The organism is Bacillus sp. RC252, from assembly GCF_044909215.1.
Classification (GTDB): domain Bacteria; phylum Bacillota; class Bacilli; order Bacillales; family Bacillaceae_G; genus Bacillus_A; species Bacillus_A mycoides.
The window spans coordinates 166,558-185,553 of the sequence record NZ_JBIYDV010000008.1 but is presented as its reverse complement, the minus strand read 5'-3'; the positions used below and the strand labels follow the sequence as shown (position 1 = coordinate 185,553).

Below are 18,996 nucleotides of genomic sequence, written 5' to 3'. Positions count from 1 at the left end.
CTTTTTTTTAATACGTACGTTTTTTATAAATGCCTTTCCCGCCAACTTGGTTCCAGCCAGATTGTACATCTAAACTTTTGTTAACAAACTTCATTTTTTCTTTCCCACCAAAGAGTTTTTCACCGATGCTATTTGTAATGACACCAATCAATGCTGTTATTCCGATGATGAGGGTAGCAACAATGATAAAATCAGTAAAAAAAGCGATCATATGCAAATTCCCCCTTTGTCTGTCTGTATTTTTATTGTATGAGATAAATGGTAAAAAAGAAAGAAATGTCAGAAAAATATTCGATTTACTTTAGAAAGCATATAGACATGAGCGGAGAGATTTGTTAAAGTAAGAACAAATGTTCCTTTTCGTTTCTAACCTTTAGAGTCTTACATTTCTCAATTGTTTTGTCGGGAAAAGGTAAGAAAACGCTCTCTTTTTAATGGGGAAGATTATGAAACTGTAATTGTATATCAAGTGAAGGTTATTGTAGAAAGTAAGTATCAAAAGGGTTGAGGACCGTTGTTAAAGGACAGTTTTACTGAGTATAATCATGTTGCATAGCAGTGGAGTACACGGAGAAAATTTCTCAACTAGCAGTAAATTCACTGTATATTTCTTGCAAAAACTATTGTATAATGATTATAGAAGTTACTTATTAAAAGTAATTATTGTTGCTTACATGAATTGCGATTTTTTACTTTGCTATAAGACAAGTTATCGCGAAAAATTGCGGAAGTTAGAAATTTAAACTGTAATTAGTACAGAATTTGTACTCTTTAAGGAGAGTGAGCTTTGTATGGTAACATTATATAGTTCTCCAAGCTGTACGTCTTGTAGAAAGGCGAAATTATGGCTAGAGGAAAATCATATTCCTTATACAGAACGTAATATTTTCTCAGATCCATTAACGATTGATGAGATTAAAGAGATTTTACGTATGACAGAAAGCGGAACGGATGAGATTATTTCTACTCGTTCAAAAGTTTTCCAAGAATTGAATGTGAACTTAGAGTCTTTACCACTTCAAGATTTATATAAGATGATTCGTGACTATCCAGGTATTTTACGTCGTCCAATTATGATTGACGAAAAACGCCTTCAAGTAGGTTACAACGAAGATGAAATCCGTCGTTTCTTACCACGTACAGTAAGAACGTTCCAATTACGTGAAGCACAGCGTCTTGTAAATTAATTATAATAATATGAAAACCTTCTACCTATTATAGAGTAGAAGGTTTTTTTTTACTGTTTAACATTACGTAATCGCACTTGTTGAACGATAAAGCCTATGCATAAAATGGTGAAAATGAACAAATAAGGGATACTTGTGGCAAAACTAGGATTATGATGAAAAAACGTTGCAAGTCTGTCTTCATGTGTAATCATTTTTCCTGCTGTATAGGCGAGAACTGCTGCTCCGCAATAAATGAGAAATGGAAAGCGTTCCATGAGTATTAAAATAAGTTTGCTTCCCCAAATGATAATCGGGATAGAAATGAATAAACCGATAATTACGAGTGAAAGTCTTCCGTGAGCTGCTCCTGCAATGGCAATAACATTGTCAAACCCCATAACGAGATCCGCGAATACAATTGTACGCACAGCTTGGAATAAAGTCGTTTTTCCTTTGATAGAAGAAAGGTCGTTGTTATTATCAGTGAGTAAATTGACCGCAATTAATGTGAGTAAAATTCCGCCGGTGAGTTGTAAAAATGGGATATCAAGTAAATAGACAGCTAGTATTGTGAGGAGAATTCGTAGCACAATTGCTAACATAGTACCAATCAAAATGGCTTTATTTCGTTTTGCTTCAGGTAAATTTCGGCTAGCTAGTGCGATGACAATTGCGTTATCGCCACCTAGTACAACATCGATACCGACAATCATTAGTACAGATGTTAAAAACTCTAAGTCCATTCGTCTGCCTCCATTTATGATGTTTTAATAAGCGAAATATATGTATGTGGTGAAGAAAGTTTGTCTAGTTTTGATCCTGCGCGCCTGGGGAAAAAATAATCACCTCTAATAGAAGTTTCACTTTATTACAGTGTACGAGGGAATATGGGAATGTATGTCCAAATTTTTTGCGAGCAGTGAATTGGTATAATGGTATATTTATTCCGATTGGTGCGAGCTAATAATCAGTGGAGGATGAAAAAAATACTGATTATTGTTTCACTTTATGTAAAAAGTCGAATACAGATAGGTATATAACTATTTTTGTAAAATAAATCGATTTTATTTCCCTTCTGGAGAATCTTATCATAAAATGAGAGTACAAGAATCTATTGTTTTGTCATATGAGTGGGGAATCCCTTCATAACAATTCTAAGCAGGAAGGGAGCGTTGTATTTTGGATATTGAAAGAATTAATGACCATACGATGAAATTTTTTATTACGTACATTGATATAGAGGACAGAGGGTTTAATCGTGAAGAAATTTGGTATGATCGCGAACGAAGTGAAGAGCTCTTTTGGGAGATGATGGACGAAGCTCGTGATCATGATGATTTCTTTATCGATGGGCCGTTATGGATCCAAGTGCAAGCAGTCGATAAAGGGATTGAAGTACTTGTAACGAAAGCGGAGCTTTCAAAGGATGGACAAAAGCTGGAATTACCAATAGGTGTAGACAAAATTATAGACATTCCTCTAGATGAAGGCATCGAATCATTATTCCAGCAAGAATTAGTGGAAGAGGTAGAAGAACAAGTAGGAACAAACTTTAATGAAGATGGTACGTTTGGCTTTTTAATTAAGTTTAATGATTTTGAAGATGTTATTTCATTAAGTCATCGTCTTATCTTTGAAGATATAAAAGATGAATTACATTCATTTGAGGACCGCTATTATGTATATGTGGAATTCGATGAAGTGCTACATGATGAAGAAGAGATTGATCGTATTTTAAGTATTGTTTTAGAATATGGAGAAGAATCTACTTTAACGATTCACCGTGTAAGTGAGTATGGGAAACAGGTTGTGAAAGAGCGTGCGCTTGAGACAATTCGCAACAATTTCCCTCCTAAAACGTAGGCCGATTTCTATAGTATGAAATCGGCTTTTTTATGAAGAATAGGAAGGCTTTCTTATTAGGGGGGAAGAGATGAAAAATACACTAAAACTACTTTTCTTTTTTCTACTACTGTTCGCATTATTTGTTTCATTACGCATGTTTATTGATGTAGCATTTTATTCGGATGTCATGGGGATAAAGGATGTTTCGATTTTAGGTATTATTAGTATTTTATTTACGGTTTCCGCATTTTTAATTGGATGTGTCATTTTCTTAGAAAACCGCCATCCGTCAAAAACACTTACGTGGTTAATCGTACTAGGTATTTTTCCAGTGTTCGGTTTCTTTGCTTATCTTTTATTTGGACAAAACTTTCGCAGAAAAAGAATGTTCCAAAAGAAGGCATTACTCGATGAACAGGCGTTTTTACAATATAAGGGACACGAAGATTACGAAGAACGGATTTTACGAAATCATAAGCATCAAGAATTGTTATTTCGTTTAGCAGATCGATTGGGTGCTTTAAATATTTCATTTCAAACTGAAACGAGGACATTAACAAATGGAGACGAAACGTTTCAGGCAATTTTAGATGGGTTAAATCGAGCGAAACACCACATTCATATGGAGTATTACATTGTACGTGATGACAAGCTCGGTACAGAAATTAAAGATATTTTAATAAAAAAATCAAAAGAAGGCGTTGTCGTTCGTTTTTTATACGACGCGGTTGGAAGCTTTAAATTATCAAATTCGTATATTGCAGAATTGAATGATGCAGGAGTAGAAATGATTCCATTTTTCCCTGTGCGCTTTCCAATTTTAAACGATAAAATTAATTATCGAAACCACCGAAAAATCGTTATTATAGATGGAAATGAGGGGTTTGTAGGTGGATTAAATATTGGTGATGAGTATTTAGGGAAGGATAAATATTTCGGTTTTTGGCGAGACACGCATTTATATTTACGCGGTGAAGCAGTTCAAAGTTTACAGCTAATTTTCCTTCAAGACTGGTTTTATATGACTGGTGAGGCGGTATTAGCACCTGAATATTTACAAGCGGAAGCAGTTGAGGGTGATCATTGGGGCGGAGTCCAACTTGTTGGAGGTGGACCGGATAATAAATGGGAAACAATTAAACATTTATATTTTACAATGATTGCTTCAGCTAGGAAATCGATTTGGATTGCAACACCATACTTTATTCCAGATGATGATATTTTATCTGCATTAAAAGTAGCTGCACTTGCTGGTATCGATGTTCGTTTGTTAATGCCAAGTAAGCCAGATAAGCGGACTGTCTTTTATGCATCAAGATCGTACTTTCCGGAGTTATTAGATGCAGGAGTAAAAATATATGAATATGAAAAAGGGTTTCTTCATAGTAAAGTTGTCATCGTGGATTCTGATCTCGCATCAATTGGGACAGCTAATATGGATATGAGAAGTTTTCATTTAAACTTTGAAGTAAATGCCTTTTTATATGATACAGGTAGCATTAGAAAGCTCGTTCAAGATTTTAAAGACGATTTAGAAGAATCCAGTGAAATTCATGTTGACCGATTTCATAAGAGACGTCTTCATAGGCGGATTGTTGAATCGACGTACCGGTTATTATCACCTTTATTATAGAAAGAGATGTCCTAATTTAGGACATCTCTTTTTTTGAGAGGAATTTGTAGTAAATTGTAGAATACAAGAAGTTGAAAGGGTGTGATGGTGATGTTTATTGCAAGGAGAGAAAACGGAGAGAAAATTCATCTATTATATAACCGGGATGAAGAACGTTTACGCGAAATGCGTAAACGAGAAAAATTCTTTTGTACAGCTTGCGGAAAAGAAGTGCAAATGAAATTAGGAAAACAAAAGAGCTGGCATTTTGCTCATAAGAAAGTGGATTCATGTCTTACCTTTTATGAAGCAGAATCTATGTATCATATGCACGGTAAAGAATTGTTATATAGATGGTTGAAACGTCAAAATTTTCATGTGGATATAGAGCATTACCTTCCAAAAATCCAGCAAAGACCAGATGTTTTCGTAGAGAGAGCAGGTAGGGAAATTGCGATTGAATATCAATGCGCCAATCTCTCCATAGAACAGCTTTCTAAACGAACATACTCGTATTGGCAAGCTGGTATACAGGTCATCTGGATCATTGGTGGAAATCAATTAAAAAAGCAATCTGCATATTGGATGAAACTTTCCTCACTTCTGGCTTTCTCCTTACAATCTTATCCTCAGCCATTTCTTATTTTCTTCTGTCCGAAACAAAAATCATTTATGAAATGCGCCTTTATCACTCCGTTTTCTACAAACGTCTCTTTCTCACATACTATTTATTTACCAACTGATACGACTACTGTTGACATGCTCTTTTCCCCCGTTCCTTTCCAAAAAGAGGTATTAGGACAAGAATGGAAGAGAAAAAAGAACCATTTTCGGCAAAACGCTCTATCTATCTGGAATTATAATCATAAGTCACTACTCCGCCTCTTATATCAATATAAATGTACCCCAGCGAGTTTTCCTTCTGAAATCGGTGTTCCGCTCCCATCCGCGTTTGCTTTTCAAACAAATCCATTTATATGGCAAGCTTCTCTTTATATGAAGTGTATAGGTATGCTTAAGGTAGGGGAGTATATTTCTCTGCAATACGCATGTAACTATGTAGCAAAATATACGAAGAGGCATCTACTTCCGTATTTTGCACAACATATATGGAAGGTAGCAGTTGCGGAGTATATGACATTTTTATGTTATGCAGGTGTATTAATAAAAATAGGTATTAATAAGTATCGAAAAATAAGAGATGTTGTGTTGGTAAAAACAGAGGGAGAAATTATGAAATATGATGAAATTGGCTTAGCGCACGCACTATCTCTATTTGAGACAAAGTTCAACATGAGAGAAGAAAAAGGGGATATAATAAAGAATGAACGTGAAGGAATTACATAAGAAAAACAGAATTGTACTTAAGTAGAGATATTTAAAGGAGGGCTTACAGAATGTCTGAACAAAATAAAGCAAAAACATTACCAGATCGCAATGAGATTGAAGAAGCAAGCACATGGCGATTAGAAGATATTTTCCAAACTGATGCAGAATGGGAAAAAGAATTCCAAGCTATTAAAGAGCTATTGCCAAAGTTAACTGAATTTAAAGGGAAGCTTGGCGAATCTGCAGACAATTTGCTTGAGGCATTGCAATATGAAGATGAAATTTCAATGCGATTAGGTAAGCTATATACATATGCACATATGCGTTACGATCAAGATACAACAAACTCTGTGTATCAAGCACTGAATGATCGCGCAACAAATTTATACTCACAAGTATCTAGTAGTACAGCGTATATCGTACCTGAAATTTTATCTATTTCAGAAGATACATTGCAAACATTCTTACAAGAAAATCGAGAACTAAGTGTATATGAGCATGCATTAGAAGAAATTACCCGTCAACGCCCGCACGTATTATCTGAGGCAGAGGAAGCGTTATTAGCAGAAGCATCTGAAGTGATGAGTGCATCAAGTAATACATTCGGTATGTTGAATAATGCGGATTTGAAATTCCCATCTATTAAAGGTGAGGATGGAGAAGAGGTAGAAATAACACATGGCCGTTACATTCAGTTTTTAGAAAGTGATGATCGTCGTGTTCGCGAAGATGCATTCAAAGCTGTATTTGAAACGTATGGGAAATTTAAGAACACATTTGCAAGTACGTTAAGCGGGGCTGTGAAACGTAATAATTTCAATGCGCGCGTTCGTAAATACGATTCTGCACGTCAAGCTGCATTAAGTAATAATAATATTCCTGAGGCGGTGTATGATCAACTTATTGAATCGGTAAATGATAATTTACACTTACTACATCGATACATTGATATTCGTAAGCGTGCACTAGGACTTGATGAGCTTCATATGTACGATTTATATACACCACTTGTACAAGAAGTGAAAATGAATGTGAAGTATGAAGAAGCACAAGACCTGTTATTAAAATCTTTAAACGTACTTGGTGATGAATATGTTGAAATTTTAAAAGAAGCATATGAAAATCGCTGGGTAGATGTGTACGAGAATAAAGGCAAACGAAGCGGAGCGTATTCATCTGGTGCATACGGAACAAATCCGTATATTTTAATGAACTGGCATGATAATGTAAATAATTTATATACACTTGCTCATGAGTTTGGTCATTCGGTGCACAGTTATTACACAAGAAAGACACAGCCACACGTATACGGTGATTATTCAATCTTCGTTGCAGAGGTAGCATCAACTTGTAATGAAGCGCTTCTAAATGATTATTTATTAAAAACGACAGAAGATAAAAAAGAGCGTCTATATTTATTAAATCATTATTTAGAAGGATTCCGTGGTACTGTATTCCGTCAAACAATGTTTGCAGAGTTCGAGCATATCATTCATAAGAAAGTACAAGAAGGACATGCTGTTACGCCAGATATGTTAACGGAGATCTACTACGATTTAAATAAGAAATATTTCGGGGACGCTTTAGTAATCGATAAAGAAATCGGTTTAGAATGGTCTCGTATTCCGCACTTCTATTACAACTATTACGTATATCAATACGCAACAGGATTTAGTGCAGCGACAGCTTTGTCAAAACAAATTTTAGAAGAGGGACAACCAGCAGTAGAACGTTACATTAACGAATTCTTAAAAGCTGGAAGCTCTGATTACCCAATTGAAGTGTTGAAAAAAGCAGGAGTAGATATGGCATCACCAGAACCTGTAAAAGAAGCATTACAAGTATTTGAAGAGAAGTTAAATGAATTAGAAGCGCTATTGTTTGAAGAGAAGTAATGAGAAAAGACGAGGGATTTTATCCTCGTCTTTTTTGTTTGAAACATTTTCTCAAAAGTACATAATGTCGATATTCGTCGAATTATTAAGGTGATTTTCTTTACTTTTTCTATATTAGAAGGAATTTTCATGACTTATTTTTATAGTTAAAATCCTTTAAATCGTTTTCTATAGTTGAAATAAGAGACAGCGATGACGATAACTCCGAATAAAAGAGGGAAGGCAATAATTTTAGGAAAAGCTTGTAGTAGAGAAAGGATGTACAAGAAAAAAGAAACAATGAAAGCTAGAAAAATTAGAGCGATATGAGACTTTTTCATTAATAAAACCTCCTAAATGTTCTTTTTTATAGCTTATTCAAAAATGAAAACGTTTAGAATGTGACAAAAATGTGAAATTCGACAAAAGGGGTTGTCATCTGACGTCGAATCTTGTAATATAATAAGCGTGAACGAATTCACATACAAACATATACCCCTTTGTTTGAACGTGAAAATTTCTCCCATCCCCTTTAATATTTTTATAAGCCGTAAAGAAAAAGACCTGGTGTTTACACCGGGTCTTTTTCTTTTGCTATCCATTTCCAATAACGCTCGCACTTCACTTCAATCATTTGTACTTTTCGTTTTAGTTGTAATTTCTTTAGTTCACGCTCTATTTCTTGTTGAGGGCAGTCATATATAAATGAGATTTCCTTTGAAGAAATAAATTGTGTTGCTTCTAGTAATACTTCTAAAGGAGGTAATGATTCTGGCTCAATCTCGCACTTTATAAGTTCTTTTAATAACTGTACGTATACATCATAGGAATAAATTCCCGCGATTTTAATACCTTCCTCATCTGAATTTGCATGAAAAAATAGGAGGGAAGGTATTTCTGTAATATGCATCTCATTTGTGAATTTTAGGTCGCATTGGAAAGCTTTTTTTGCGCTAACTGAGTGTAGGTCTTTTTTAAATTCCTCTACATCAATGCCACTATCTTTAGCACATGTAAGCAATAATTCACAGTCAGGGTTTGATACATTTTCAAGAAGAATGTATTCTTGGAGTTTTCGCAAAAATTTCGAACCTGCTTTTCGGCCTTGCAATTCCGCCGCCTTAATTGCCATCGAAACTAAATATGGTGTTGACGATGCCTCTTGCATATGTACTTTTCCATCACATGAAAAACCTTGTAAACTTGTTGTTTTTTCCCACACAAATCGAATATTAGCAGGTTTATTCCATTTGTGTGAGGAAGCGTTTGCTCCGTCCACTTTTCCTGTTACGATATGACGAATAGAGAAGTATTTCCCATACTCAAGCCATAGTTTAATAATAAATGGCTCGATATCCCAGCAATCTTTACAAAGTGGATCAATAAATAAATATGCTTCTACAGATTTATGCTCGCATGTGGAAGGAGAAGGCATATTTATATGCTTTGCTTCCTGCTTATCCATTACACTTCACCTGTTTCATTTGGAGTATTGACCATATGTTGAGCAGTTAATGCTAAACGTTCAAAAACAAACTCTCTTATATGACCGTGCACTCCTGTATCATCCATTGCTTGCTCCATACATGACAGCCAAGCTTCTGCGCGTTTTGGAGTAATCTCAAACGGAAGATGGCGTGCTCTTAGCATAGGATGCCCATGTTCTTCAGTGTATAAATTAGGACCACCTAAATATTGCGTTAAAAATTGTTTCTGCTTCCTAGCAGTTTCTGTTAAATCATCCGGGAAGATCGGAGATAAGTCAGGGTGTTCACTGACATAGGAATAAAATGTATCCACTAATGTTGCAATGCATTGTTCACCGCCAATTGCTTCAAATGGTGTCATCGGTTGCTTGCTCATCCTTTATAAACTCCTTTTTCCATGAAATGTATATCTATTGTAGCAATGGAATGTTATGAAGAGCAACTAAACAGCCTTCATAACATTCTTTGCTTATTCTATATGTTGCTAATAAATCTTTTGCTTTTCAAAAAGGTGAAATGTAGCCGTAAGTACAGCTCTTCTTCACTGATGGAAATTTTACTTTAGCGCTCTTCGTTTTGTTTGGCAAGGAAAAAGCGTTTTACTTTGTTGTTTGTATGACGAACTGGTACGTTATGTTGCTTTAATAACCTTATAAATGCTGCTTTACCGATCTTTTCATCTTGCACTTCGTATTCAATTTCATAATCATCGTGATTGTAATAGAAACTATGATCAAAGACAAGCGTTCCGTCTTCAAATAATATTTCAGCTCTTTCTGTTGTTAAACTACCCATATAAGTTAAAGAGGAAACGGGAATTTGTATTTTGTGTAGCTGATCCATTACAGTTCCTTGAATGATTGTGTTTGTTTCCATCATAAGTTGTGCTTCTTTTTCTGTTACAGACTGATGAGTTTCTAATAAACCAATTTCAGCAGGTTGTTTTAATGTTAATGTATAAGTTCCATCTTTATGACGAATACGAAGTGCAGAGCCCGTATCTTTTAAAGAGAAGTGAGGCGTTTCAAAGTAGTGATTTACTTGTTTTGTAAATGCTTCAATAGAAAAAGATTTGCATAATGTTTGGAATTCTTCCTCTGTAACCATATTTTTAAATTCAATTTCAATTTCTTGTGTCATTGTATGCGCTCCTTTTGAAAAATAATTCTTTCCACATTATCGATTTTTCGCAAATTTGGTTCAATGTTTTATTTGTTTGCGTCCATGTTATGATACAATAATACTGTTAAGTAAGACAGGAAGTTGAGATGGAGGAGTTCGAGTATGCAAAATAAAATTCAAGTTAAGAGCGTAGAAACGAGAGAGAATGCGCTTATTTTTTGTGCGGAAAATACTGAAATAGAGGTAAAGGAGTTAAGTGCGCGTAATCACGTACTTGTAGACTCAGACAATTTATCATTTTTATATATCTTAGAAAATGAATCATCTTTCATTTATGTAAGTATTCCGCATACATGCTGGGAAACAATGCATGAAGCGATGAATAAAGATACAGCGATGTTTATTCGCGTGAATGATGTTGAAATAGAATTAGAAGGATTAAAAGAAGAAGTAGAATATTTAGTTGAAAATATTGAAGGTAATGCAAATTACGGAGAAGAACTAGTAACTGCTGTAGAAAAAGTGTTTCTATAAGCAAATGGATTGATTTTGGTGGTGGTTGAAATGAATCGTAATTGGGAAGAATTTTTAGCACCGTATCACCAAGCGGTGGCGGAGCTGAAAGTGAAACTAAAAGGAATGCGTACTCAATTTGCAATGTTAACGGAGCATTCTCCAATTGAGTTTGTAACAGGAAGGGTAAAGTCGGTTGCAAGTATTATTGATAAAGCGGAGAAGAGAAATGTACCGCTAGACCGAATTAGAGAAGATATGCAGGACATCGCGGGCCTTCGAATGATGTGTCAATTCGTAGATGAGATTAAGCCTGTTGTAGAATATCTTCGAAAACGAAATGATTTTGACATTGTAGAAGAACGTGATTATGTAACGCAAAAGAAAGATAGCGGCTATCGCTCTTACCACGTTGTCATTAGTTATCCTGTTCAAACGATACAGGGGGAGAAAAAAGTGTTAGTTGAAATTCAAATTCGCACGTTAGCAATGAATTTTTGGGCAACGATTGAGCATTCTTTAAATTACAAATATAGTGGACGTTTTCCTGAAGATATTAAAATACGCTTACAACGTGCAGCGGAAGCGGCGTTTTTATTAGATGAAGAAATGTCTTCCATTCGTCTTGAAATTCAAGAAGCGCAAAAGGTCTTTTCACGAAAGCAGGAAACGAAAGATTTTGAATCATAAACTAAAGGGTGTTGGGCGATGAAATTTACAATTATGTCAAAGGGAGATCAATCATCAGATACACTAGCAAGTACGATGAAAGAATACTTGTTAGATTTTGGGTTTACAATGGATGAAAAGGAACCTGATATTGTAATTTCTGTTGGGGGAGATGGAACGCTTTTATATGCATTCCATCGTTACTATAATCGATTAGATGAAACCGCATTTGTTGGTGTACATACAGGGCATTTAGGTTTCTATGCAGATTGGTTACCCACGGAAGTAGAGAAGTTGGTGATTGCAATCGCTAAAACACCGTTCCAAGTGGTTGAATATCCACTTTTAGAAGTGATTATTCGCTATGTGAATGGTAGTAAAGAGTCGCAGTATTTGGCGATGAATGAAGCGACTGTAAAAAGTGCAGAAGGTACATTAGTAACAGAAGTGGAAATACGCGGAGAGTATTTCGAAACGTTTCGCGGAGATGGTCTTTGTATTTCTACTCCTTCAGGAAGTACCGCTTATAATAAGGCGCTTGGCGGAGCAATTATTCACCCTTCTATTGAAGCGATTCAAATTGCAGAAATGGCATCTATCAACAATCGTGTATTTCGTACGGTAGGTTCACCGCTCGTACTGCCGAAGCATCATACATGCGTTTTAAAGCCGGCTGCAGGAATGAACATGCAAATTACCGTGGATCATTTGACGATGGTTCATCAAGATGTGAAATCAATTCAGTATCGCGTTGCAAACGAGAAAGTACGATTTGTTCGTTTCCGTCCGTTCCCATTCTGGAAACGTGTTCGTGACTCGTTTGTTGCAGATAAATAGAGAGGGTTTATATATTTGAACAGATTTACATTGAAATGGGATATAGGGCTGGCTGAAGAGGGAACTTTAGTTAGAGAATTTTTGAAAACAAAAGGGATTTCGAAAGCTGCTTTAACGGATATAAAGTTCCGCGGGGGAGCAATTGAAGTAAACGGTCAACACACAAGTGTTCGTCACAAGTTACAAGCTGGTGAAGAGTTACAAATCTTTTTTCCAGTGGAGGAAAGAAGTGAAGGGATGGAAGTGGAAGAAATCCCTTTATGTATCGTATATGAAGATGATGCGGTTCTTGTTATAAATAAAGAAGCAAATATGTCGACGATTCCGTCTAGGGAGCACCCGTCAGGAAGTATTGCAAACGCTCTTTTATATCATTATGATAAACAAAATCTTGCAAGTACGGTGCACATTGTGACGAGGTTAGACCGTGATACTTCAGGGCTTATGTTAATTGCGAAAAATAGATTCGTTCACCACCTTTTATCGAAGCAGCATCAACAAAAAGGGGTGAAACGAACGTATGAGGCAATCGTTCATGGGACTATTTTAGAAGAAGTAGGAACGATTGACGCGCCAATCGGACGAAAATCGGATAGTATTATCGAGCGAACTGTCTGTGAAGATGGTCAAAGAGCTGTTACTCATTTTAGAGTGATGGAGAGTTCTTCCGATAAGACGCATGTAGCGCTTGAGCTCGAGACGGGAAGAACACATCAAATTCGTGTACATATGGCATATATAGGACATCCGCTACTTGGGGATGATCTATACGGTGGCCGAAGAGATGTGATAAAACGTCAAGCGCTGCATAGTACATCTTTGACGTTTTATCATCCTATTTTAGAAAAGGGAATGACTTTTACCGTAAGTATCCCAGAGGATATGCAATACGCTTTACATAACAATTAAAAGGGAACAAAATTCTTATCATAAAAAGAATTTTGTTCCCTTTTTTTAGCGAAATAATATTAAAATTTGATTTTCACCAGTACGTTTTATAACGAAAAAGCCACTTTCAGCTTTTGTGGCAATGCCGTCATCATTTGGACGACAATATCCGTGTGTTTCGCAAGTGCCGTCATCACGTACTAACATTTGTCCAATTAATCCGACAGGAAGCCACTCAGTACGGTCTCTTCTTGATATATACTTACAAGCTGGATCCCATTCTGTATTTAAAAGGGGGTGTATTTCTTGTTTGTTAGTACGTGTATATTGACGTTTTCCGAAGCTGTCTGTTTCATAGCGTTTTTGCCAACTTAAAGCACCGCTATTTCCTATGAGAGCAGGAGTAGCGCTGGATATGCCTAATATGAATGTATCATTTGAAGTAGCTTTTCGAATTTTTTCTTCGCTACTAAATGTAATGAAATAGCCGATATCAATAGGGCTATGATCTGCTGCCTCAAACATTTGTGCAAAATCAGTACCACCTGCATTGTAAGAAGCACCATCGATATACATTTCTCCGTTATGGGCAAGCCATTTGGCACCTATATTATAATCAGTGTCATTTGTCCCATTTGCGATAAACCAGGAATAAGCTTCTTCTGCTGTACCAAATTTCCCCATAATATGGCTGCCTGCAAAATTAGCTGTTGATGTATGATTTCCTTCCGCATGAGATGAGAATCCGTTAGCGATAGTTGCGGTTCCTTCTGCATGTGCTGCTTCTCCCAAAGCAATTGCATGTTTTCCTTCTGCATGAGAATAAGAGCCGCCTGCTGTCGTTTCACTTCCTTCGCTATGCGAACTATGTCCAGTTGCCTTTGTTTTTGTCCCTTCTGCATGAGAAAAGGGACCCGTTGCATGTGTAAGAAGCCCTTCTGCATGTGAAGCGATTCCATCAGCTTTAGAGTGAAGTCCTTCTTTATATGCGTGACGAGCTCCTTTGTTATTTTCTTTTTTTATAGGTGTAGGTACAGGAGCCTGAATAGGGGCGGATCCTTCTATTTGTACATCGTTGCCCGAGATTAATGCTTCTTTTATTTTTTTTACTTGATTTATAATAGTAGCTGGAATTTCTGGTTGTACTTTTTCCTTTATTGCTGCAGGAATGTTTTCTTCTATATTTTCTTGTATCTTTTCCGAATTAAGCACAGGTTCATCATTATTAGAAGCGAGCTTCTTTTTTTGTTTTGCTTTTATTTTCCTGCTATCTATAATTCGCCTCATAACAGCATTTTCTAAAGAGATATATTTTTCTCTCGGTTTGCTTTTTTTTGATGACTCTTGTTCTTCTATTTCTTCTATAGCTGCAGCTCGAATACTGCACCAGTTGTTAATTCCATACATGGGATAGTATAAAGGGTGGAATTTTCTTTTTTGTTTAGAAGATTTTTTCTTCATTCCGTCACCTCCTGCGACAGTATATGCCGTGCAATTAAAAAAAGATGCACTTTATTGCATCTTTTTTTAATTGCTTTATCTAGTTTTAGTGTGGAATATGTCTAGAAAACACCATGATCCTCTGCAAATCGTGAATTGTATTAAGTAGAGGTATTTATCCCGATTGGTGCGGGCTAATAATCAGTGGGGGATGAACAAAACCCCCACTGATTAAAGTTTCACTTTATGAAATTGGGCGGAACTTTTCAGGGACAAAAGGTAGGGAAGAAGGGACAGAAACGGTCTCCAACTCAGGGTAACGTAGTCCAGTTAGTTTACCACCAAATACAGCACCAGTATCAATATTGACTGTATGATTCACAAAGCGAGGTTCATTGACAGGTGTATGTCCATAAACAATCCATGTTTCACCCTTATACTCTTTCGCCCAATCTCGGCGGACAGGTGAGCCGTCAGGGTGTTTTTCGCCTGTAATATCACCATATAATACAAAGGTTTGTACTTTTTTATCTTGTCTTCCTATGTAATCTTGCCGAATACCAGCGTGACAGACGGTTAATTTTTTTTCATCCAGTATGTGATATAGCGGTGATTGTTCGTAAAGAGTAATGAATTTTTCTTTTATTATTTGTTGCTTATTAGAAGGCAATGCTTCATATTCTGCAACAGTTGTTTCGAGCCCATGAGCGATTGTAACATTACGTCCAAGGAAGAAACGATACAGTTTATTACAGTGATTCCCTGGAGCATAATAAGCATCTTTTCTATTTATTACGAGCTCCCATACAATTTCAATCATCCGTAATGAATGAGGACCTCGGTCTGTAATATCACCAACGAATGCAAGCCTTCGTTTTGTGTTATGAATTGGGATACCACTATCCCAGCTATACCCGAGTTTCGTTGTTAAATCTTGAAACTCTTGGAAGCATCCGTGAATATCACCTATAATGTCATATTTCATATTTAAACCTCCAGCTCATTTTTTCATTAGTATATCTAAAATGGACATAGAAAAAAACCATACCGTTTTTCGATATGGTTCATTTAAACATAAAGATTTTAGTTCTTGAGCGTACGTTTAAAATAAATCCAATAGCAACCATATATGTGAGCAGTGAACTCCCGCCGTAGCTCATAAGCGGTAACGTTATTCCTGTAATAGGGAGTAAACCAATTGTCATCCCAATATTTTGGAATACTTGGAACGTAAACATTCCAATTGTACCAGCACAAATATAACTACCGAAAGGTTCATTGCTTTCTAAAGCGATATGGATCATTCGGTAAATGAGTAAGAAAAAAAATGAAATAATAACACTTGCTCCTAAAAAACCGAATTGTTCAGCGATATTTGTAAAAATAAAATCTGTATGTGGCTCTGGAAAATATACTTGTCTATTTTCCCATCCTTTTCCTTGCATCTCTCCTGATCCAGTAGCTAAAAATGCTTGTCTTAATTGGTATCCTTGTGCGTCATATTCATAAGGTGCAAGCCAACCATAGAAGCGATTTAATTGATATTCTTTTAGAATGTGCTCTTTAAAGAACTCTGTATGCGTGAAATAAATATATGTTAAGGTAGAGCCTATGGCGAAAATACCGGAGGTTAATCCGAGGATAAAGCGCCAACGTATACCAGAAACTAAAACCATTGTTGCAAGCATCGCTGAAATGACCATTGTGTTTCCTAAATCAGGTTCTTTTGCGATTAGAAGTAGTGGAGGTAAACTAGCTGCAAATATTTTTAAAAGTAAAATGAAATCTTCACGAGTTGTCCGAAAAAGGTATTTTTCATTATGATTCGCTATAATTCGTCCAACGACGATAATCAAAAATAATTTCATAATTTCAGAAGGCTGAAAGTTTCCGATGCCTGGAAGTCTGTACCACGCGGTAGCCCCTTTAATTGTAACGGCGCCAGGAACTTGAAGTTCTAGGCCAATTAGAAGTATGAGTGCAAAGCTATATAAATACCAAGCAATTTGTTTATAGCGATCGAAATCAATAATCATAATAACACCAATGGCGATAAATCCAATGGCATACCATTGGATTTGTTTTAATACAAAATTTACGTTTTGTAAAAATGGTGGTAAAGAAGCTTGTGCACTTGCGATAGCAAAGCAGCTAACAATCCCAATGGCAAATAAAATGAATATTAATATGTAGTCTATTTGATATTGAGTGTTCGGATCTTTCACTGTATGAATTCCTTTCTACTGCTCTCTATATTAGTGGGTTTTAGTTGGTGCATCACATAGTTTAAAAAGAATGTATGAACTATACGCATTATTCACGTAAAGCTCACACATTTTATTTTCGCAGAATAGACTAATGATGTAGCTCTTTTATAATTATGTCCAAACAATGGGAAAGACGTACATGTGTATCTGGAATGAGGTTTGGTAGCTGGCTATAATATTCTAAGGAATTTTTACACCATTTATAAGCGCTAATTAGACCTAGTCTATAATCTGTATTATCTTGTAAAAATCCGTATTCTTTTGAAGTTATAACGAGGTGCGTAAAATCCTCAGATCCTTCAAGGAGCTTGCTGTGTATTTGTTGCCCAGTATGGTAGCGAAATTGGCTTAAAGGTTCGGATATGTATACTGCGTTTCCTTTAGAAAGTAAGGAAATCCATGATGCCATATCGACACTACAAGAATAGTGCCTTCCTTTTAGCGTGCCGAAGGGTTCAGTGAGTAACTGTTTTCTAAACAGAATAGTTGTAGGCTCACCGATAATGTTATGTCCACCTTTTAACATCCAGTCGCCTAAAAATATTCCGTTTAATTGAATGTCTTCGCTATATAATCTTTGTGTTGGATGAGCATCTCCAATTAAATTTCCGTGATCATCAATACGTACTCGATAAGAAGTTATAAGAGCGAGATTTTTATTTGTGTCTTGCTCAAAATAAGCCATCATTTTTTTTATTTTATGATTATAAAACACATCATCGTCCATTAAAAAATTTATATACTCCCCATTAGATTTCTCTAAGAGCATAAGATCGTTATGAAATTGTCCTAAAGTAGTGGTATTTCGAATGTATGTTATGTTTTTATAATTAGGTAAATACTGTTCATTTATTAAGATTTCTGTTTCATCATTTGTACTATCGTCTCCTATAATAATTTCAATGTTTGGATAAGTTTGTGCTAATGCACTTTCTAGAGCGATTTTGAAATAATGTGGTCGATTATAAGTGGGAATAAGGATGGAAACGAGAGGTGGCTTTTTTTCATTATTCATACGAAACTACCTTTCAGAAGCTTTTTTTGTAAGAACGATATCTTGATAACTTGTATACTCATTTCTGCCGCACCATAAACCATAATGCGGTTTATTAATTACCTCTAAGCCATATTTATTTAATAAGATGCGGATATCTTCTTCAGGATAGGCAACTGCAAAATTAGGAATATCTTTATTCACAACATAACAATTTTCAATTTGATGATAAAAACCTAATGTACTTAGCCCTGAATTTAAGTAATAGGATGATTCAGGGTTAATGAGAAAGAAGGTAATAAAACATCTCCCATCTTTTTTTAGAACACGTACAATCTCAGATACGTAATGTTCTAATTCTTTCGGAAGGAGATGGGTAAATACAGAAGTTAAAAAAACAAAATCGAATGAATCATCTTCATATGGAAATTTGTATTGAGAAGCATCTTCTTTTCCTTCTGGGTTGTAGAATTGATTATATATATCAACGTGTTCAAAATGAAAATTGCTACGGGCAGCTGAAATATTATTTTTGCACCATGTAATGCCATCTTTAAATAAATCAAATCCATAATAAGCTCCATCATCACCTAAGTAATTCATTAATGGAACCGCCATTCGACCGACACCACAACCTACATCTAACACTGTTTCATTGGATTTTAAACTACCAATTTGAATAAAATGCTTTATGAATTCTTTTCCAACCTTTTGAAAGTCGCCACCTACATATTGGACGAGTTCGGGAGGTGGGATTAATACGATTTTTTTTTCAAGCTCGCTCATAATTTCACTCCTTCCTTGTAGTAAATAGGGAACCAACATTTTTAATATGCAGCTAACATTTTATAGTGGGAGGGGAAACGATATTAGAACTGTTGTGATATGTAAAAAGCTCCCTAGAACAACTGGAAATAGTAATGGGAGCTTTTGTTTTTATTTATCATGCT

20 protein-coding genes are annotated in these 18,996 nt (G+C 35.7%); 9 read left to right on the top strand and 11 right to left on the bottom strand.

Annotated features, from left to right (window positions below; genetic code table 11):
* Positions 1-7 precede the first annotated feature (7 nt).
* Positions 8-211, bottom strand: coding sequence for a hypothetical protein (locus tag ABH960_RS14020; protein WP_000559981.1), 204 nt, complete (start codon positions 209-211; stop codon positions 8-10).
* A 580-nt stretch (positions 212-791) separates the two neighbouring features.
* Between ABH960_RS14020 and spx the strand changes: the two genes are divergently transcribed.
* A complete protein-coding gene (spx, locus tag ABH960_RS14015; protein ID WP_002011348.1) occupies positions 792-1,187 on the top strand; it encodes a transcriptional regulator Spx in 396 nt (131 codons plus the stop codon).
* Between the two features lie 50 nt (positions 1,188-1,237).
* On the opposite strand, the gene ABH960_RS14010 is transcribed toward spx, so the two are convergent.
* Positions 1,238-1,912, bottom strand: a complete 675-nt coding sequence (locus ABH960_RS14010) for a TerC family protein (protein WP_002011349.1) — start codon at positions 1,910-1,912, stop codon at positions 1,238-1,240.
* Between the two features lie 436 nt (positions 1,913-2,348).
* Between ABH960_RS14010 and mecA the strand changes: the two genes are divergently transcribed.
* The 4 genes from mecA to pepF all read left to right on the top strand — a co-directional run bounded on the left by mecA (position 2,349) and on the right by pepF (position 7,850).
* Positions 2,349-3,032 (top strand): adaptor protein MecA, encoded by a 684-nt coding sequence (gene mecA / locus ABH960_RS14005; protein WP_002149820.1) that lies wholly within the window; start codon positions 2,349-2,351, stop codon positions 3,030-3,032.
* 70 nt (positions 3,033-3,102) lie between these two features.
* Complete coding sequence (locus tag ABH960_RS14000) at positions 3,103-4,647, top strand: cardiolipin synthase (protein ID WP_404445887.1); 1,545 nt, start codon at positions 3,103-3,105, stop codon at positions 4,645-4,647.
* A 90-nt stretch (positions 4,648-4,737) separates the two neighbouring features.
* Entirely contained in the window at positions 4,738-5,973 is a 1,236-nt protein-coding gene (locus ABH960_RS13995; RefSeq protein WP_404445884.1) for a competence protein CoiA, read from the top strand.
* Between the two features lie 50 nt (positions 5,974-6,023).
* Positions 6,024-7,850, top strand: a complete 1,827-nt coding sequence (gene pepF, locus ABH960_RS13990) for an oligoendopeptidase F (RefSeq protein ID WP_404445881.1) — start codon at positions 6,024-6,026, stop codon at positions 7,848-7,850.
* Positions 7,851-7,996: 146 nt separating this feature from the next.
* Here pepF and ABH960_RS13985 read toward each other — a convergent pair whose 3' ends face one another.
* The 4 genes from ABH960_RS13985 to ABH960_RS13970 all read right to left on the bottom strand — a co-directional run bounded on the left by ABH960_RS13985 (position 7,997) and on the right by ABH960_RS13970 (position 10,456).
* The gene (locus ABH960_RS13985) at positions 7,997-8,170 is read right to left on the bottom strand and encodes a hypothetical protein (RefSeq protein WP_002086970.1); all 174 of its coding nucleotides are present in this window, start codon (positions 8,168-8,170) and stop codon (positions 7,997-7,999) included.
* A 230-nt stretch (positions 8,171-8,400) separates the two neighbouring features.
* Positions 8,401-9,294, bottom strand: coding sequence for a ClpXP adapter SpxH family protein (locus ABH960_RS13980; protein WP_404445876.1), 894 nt, complete (start codon positions 9,292-9,294; stop codon positions 8,401-8,403).
* Positions 9,294-9,692, bottom strand: coding sequence for a globin domain-containing protein (locus ABH960_RS13975; RefSeq protein WP_000043388.1), 399 nt, complete (start codon positions 9,690-9,692; stop codon positions 9,294-9,296). The genes ABH960_RS13980 and ABH960_RS13975 overlap by 1 nt, the downstream gene beginning before the upstream one ends.
* Positions 9,693-9,877: 185 nt before the next feature.
* Positions 9,878-10,456, bottom strand: coding sequence for a CYTH domain-containing protein (locus tag ABH960_RS13970; RefSeq protein WP_404445873.1), 579 nt, complete (start codon positions 10,454-10,456; stop codon positions 9,878-9,880).
* A 144-nt stretch (positions 10,457-10,600) separates the two neighbouring features.
* On the opposite strand from ABH960_RS13970, the gene ABH960_RS13965 reads away from it, so the two are divergent.
* The 4 genes from ABH960_RS13965 to ABH960_RS13950 are packed head-to-tail and all read left to right on the top strand — an operon-like array spanning position 10,601 to position 13,366.
* Positions 10,601-10,972, top strand: a complete 372-nt coding sequence (locus tag ABH960_RS13965; RefSeq protein WP_404445870.1) for a UPF0738 family protein — start codon at positions 10,601-10,603, stop codon at positions 10,970-10,972.
* 30 nt (positions 10,973-11,002) lie between these two features.
* A complete protein-coding gene (gene yjbM, locus ABH960_RS13960) occupies positions 11,003-11,641 on the top strand; it encodes a GTP diphosphokinase (RefSeq protein ID WP_404445867.1) in 639 nt (212 codons plus the stop codon).
* A gap of 18 nt (positions 11,642-11,659) precedes the next feature.
* Positions 11,660-12,457, top strand: coding sequence for an NAD kinase (locus ABH960_RS13955; RefSeq protein ID WP_002011365.1), 798 nt, complete (start codon positions 11,660-11,662; stop codon positions 12,455-12,457).
* Between the two features lie 15 nt (positions 12,458-12,472).
* Entirely contained in the window at positions 12,473-13,366 is an 894-nt protein-coding gene (locus tag ABH960_RS13950; protein WP_219301718.1) for an RluA family pseudouridine synthase, read from the top strand.
* A gap of 45 nt (positions 13,367-13,411) precedes the next feature.
* Here ABH960_RS13950 and ABH960_RS13945 read toward each other — a convergent pair whose 3' ends face one another.
* The 5 genes from ABH960_RS13945 to ABH960_RS13925 all read right to left on the bottom strand — a co-directional run bounded on the left by ABH960_RS13945 (position 13,412) and on the right by ABH960_RS13925 (position 18,832).
* Positions 13,412-14,806 (bottom strand): peptidase G2 autoproteolytic cleavage domain-containing protein, encoded by a 1,395-nt coding sequence (locus tag ABH960_RS13945; RefSeq protein ID WP_404445862.1) that lies wholly within the window; start codon positions 14,804-14,806, stop codon positions 13,412-13,414.
* A gap of 223 nt (positions 14,807-15,029) precedes the next feature.
* Complete coding sequence (prpE, locus tag ABH960_RS13940) at positions 15,030-15,770, bottom strand: bis(5'-nucleosyl)-tetraphosphatase PrpE (protein WP_404445858.1); 741 nt, start codon at positions 15,768-15,770, stop codon at positions 15,030-15,032.
* 79 nt (positions 15,771-15,849) lie between these two features.
* A complete protein-coding gene (locus ABH960_RS13935; protein WP_404445855.1) occupies positions 15,850-17,010 on the bottom strand; it encodes an FtsW/RodA/SpoVE family cell cycle protein in 1,161 nt (386 codons plus the stop codon).
* 130 nt (positions 17,011-17,140) lie between these two features.
* Entirely contained in the window at positions 17,141-18,067 is a 927-nt protein-coding gene (locus ABH960_RS13930; protein WP_404445852.1) for a glycosyltransferase family 2 protein, read from the bottom strand.
* 6 nt (positions 18,068-18,073) lie between these two features.
* Complete coding sequence (locus ABH960_RS13925) at positions 18,074-18,832, bottom strand: class I SAM-dependent methyltransferase (RefSeq protein ID WP_404445849.1); 759 nt, start codon at positions 18,830-18,832, stop codon at positions 18,074-18,076.
* Between the last annotated feature and the right edge of the window lie 164 nt (positions 18,833-18,996).

What these genes read in the sequence shown, in the direction of transcription:
- ABH960_RS14020 (WP_000559981.1), bottom strand. Translation starts at nt 211, where the DNA reads ATGATCGCTTTTTTTACTGATTTTATCATTGTTGCTACCCTCATCATC.
- spx (WP_002011348.1), top strand. Translation starts at nt 792, where the DNA reads ATGGTAACATTATATAGTTCTCCAAGCTGTACGTCTTGTAGAAAGGCG.
- ABH960_RS14010 (WP_002011349.1), bottom strand. Translation starts at nt 1,912, where the DNA reads ATGGACTTAGAGTTTTTAACATCTGTACTAATGATTGTCGGTATCGAT.
- ABH960_RS14000 (WP_404445887.1), top strand. Translation starts at nt 3,103, where the DNA reads ATGAAAAATACACTAAAACTACTTTTCTTTTTTCTACTACTGTTCGCA.
- ABH960_RS13995 (WP_404445884.1), top strand. Translation starts at nt 4,738, where the DNA reads ATGTTTATTGCAAGGAGAGAAAACGGAGAGAAAATTCATCTATTATAT.
- pepF (WP_404445881.1), top strand. Translation starts at nt 6,024, where the DNA reads ATGTCTGAACAAAATAAAGCAAAAACATTACCAGATCGCAATGAGATT.
- ABH960_RS13985 (WP_002086970.1), bottom strand. Translation starts at nt 8,170, where the DNA reads ATGAAAAAGTCTCATATCGCTCTAATTTTTCTAGCTTTCATTGTTTCT.
- ABH960_RS13980 (WP_404445876.1), bottom strand. Translation starts at nt 9,294, where the DNA reads ATGGATAAGCAGGAAGCAAAGCATATAAATATGCCTTCTCCTTCCACA.
- ABH960_RS13975 (WP_000043388.1), bottom strand. Translation starts at nt 9,692, where the DNA reads ATGAGCAAGCAACCGATGACACCATTTGAAGCAATTGGCGGTGAACAA.
- ABH960_RS13970 (WP_404445873.1), bottom strand. Translation starts at nt 10,456, where the DNA reads ATGACACAAGAAATTGAAATTGAATTTAAAAATATGGTTACAGAGGAA.
- ABH960_RS13965 (WP_404445870.1), top strand. Translation starts at nt 10,601, where the DNA reads ATGCAAAATAAAATTCAAGTTAAGAGCGTAGAAACGAGAGAGAATGCG.
- yjbM (WP_404445867.1), top strand. Translation starts at nt 11,003, where the DNA reads ATGAATCGTAATTGGGAAGAATTTTTAGCACCGTATCACCAAGCGGTG.
- ABH960_RS13955 (WP_002011365.1), top strand. Translation starts at nt 11,660, where the DNA reads ATGAAATTTACAATTATGTCAAAGGGAGATCAATCATCAGATACACTA.
- ABH960_RS13945 (WP_404445862.1), bottom strand. Translation starts at nt 14,806, where the DNA reads ATGAAGAAAAAATCTTCTAAACAAAAAAGAAAATTCCACCCTTTATAC.
- prpE (WP_404445858.1), bottom strand. Translation starts at nt 15,770, where the DNA reads ATGAAATATGACATTATAGGTGATATTCACGGATGCTTCCAAGAGTTT.
- ABH960_RS13930 (WP_404445852.1), bottom strand. Translation starts at nt 18,067, where the DNA reads ATGAATAATGAAAAAAAGCCACCTCTCGTTTCCATCCTTATTCCCACT.
- ABH960_RS13925 (WP_404445849.1), bottom strand. Translation starts at nt 18,832, where the DNA reads ATGAGCGAGCTTGAAAAAAAAATCGTATTAATCCCACCTCCCGAACTC.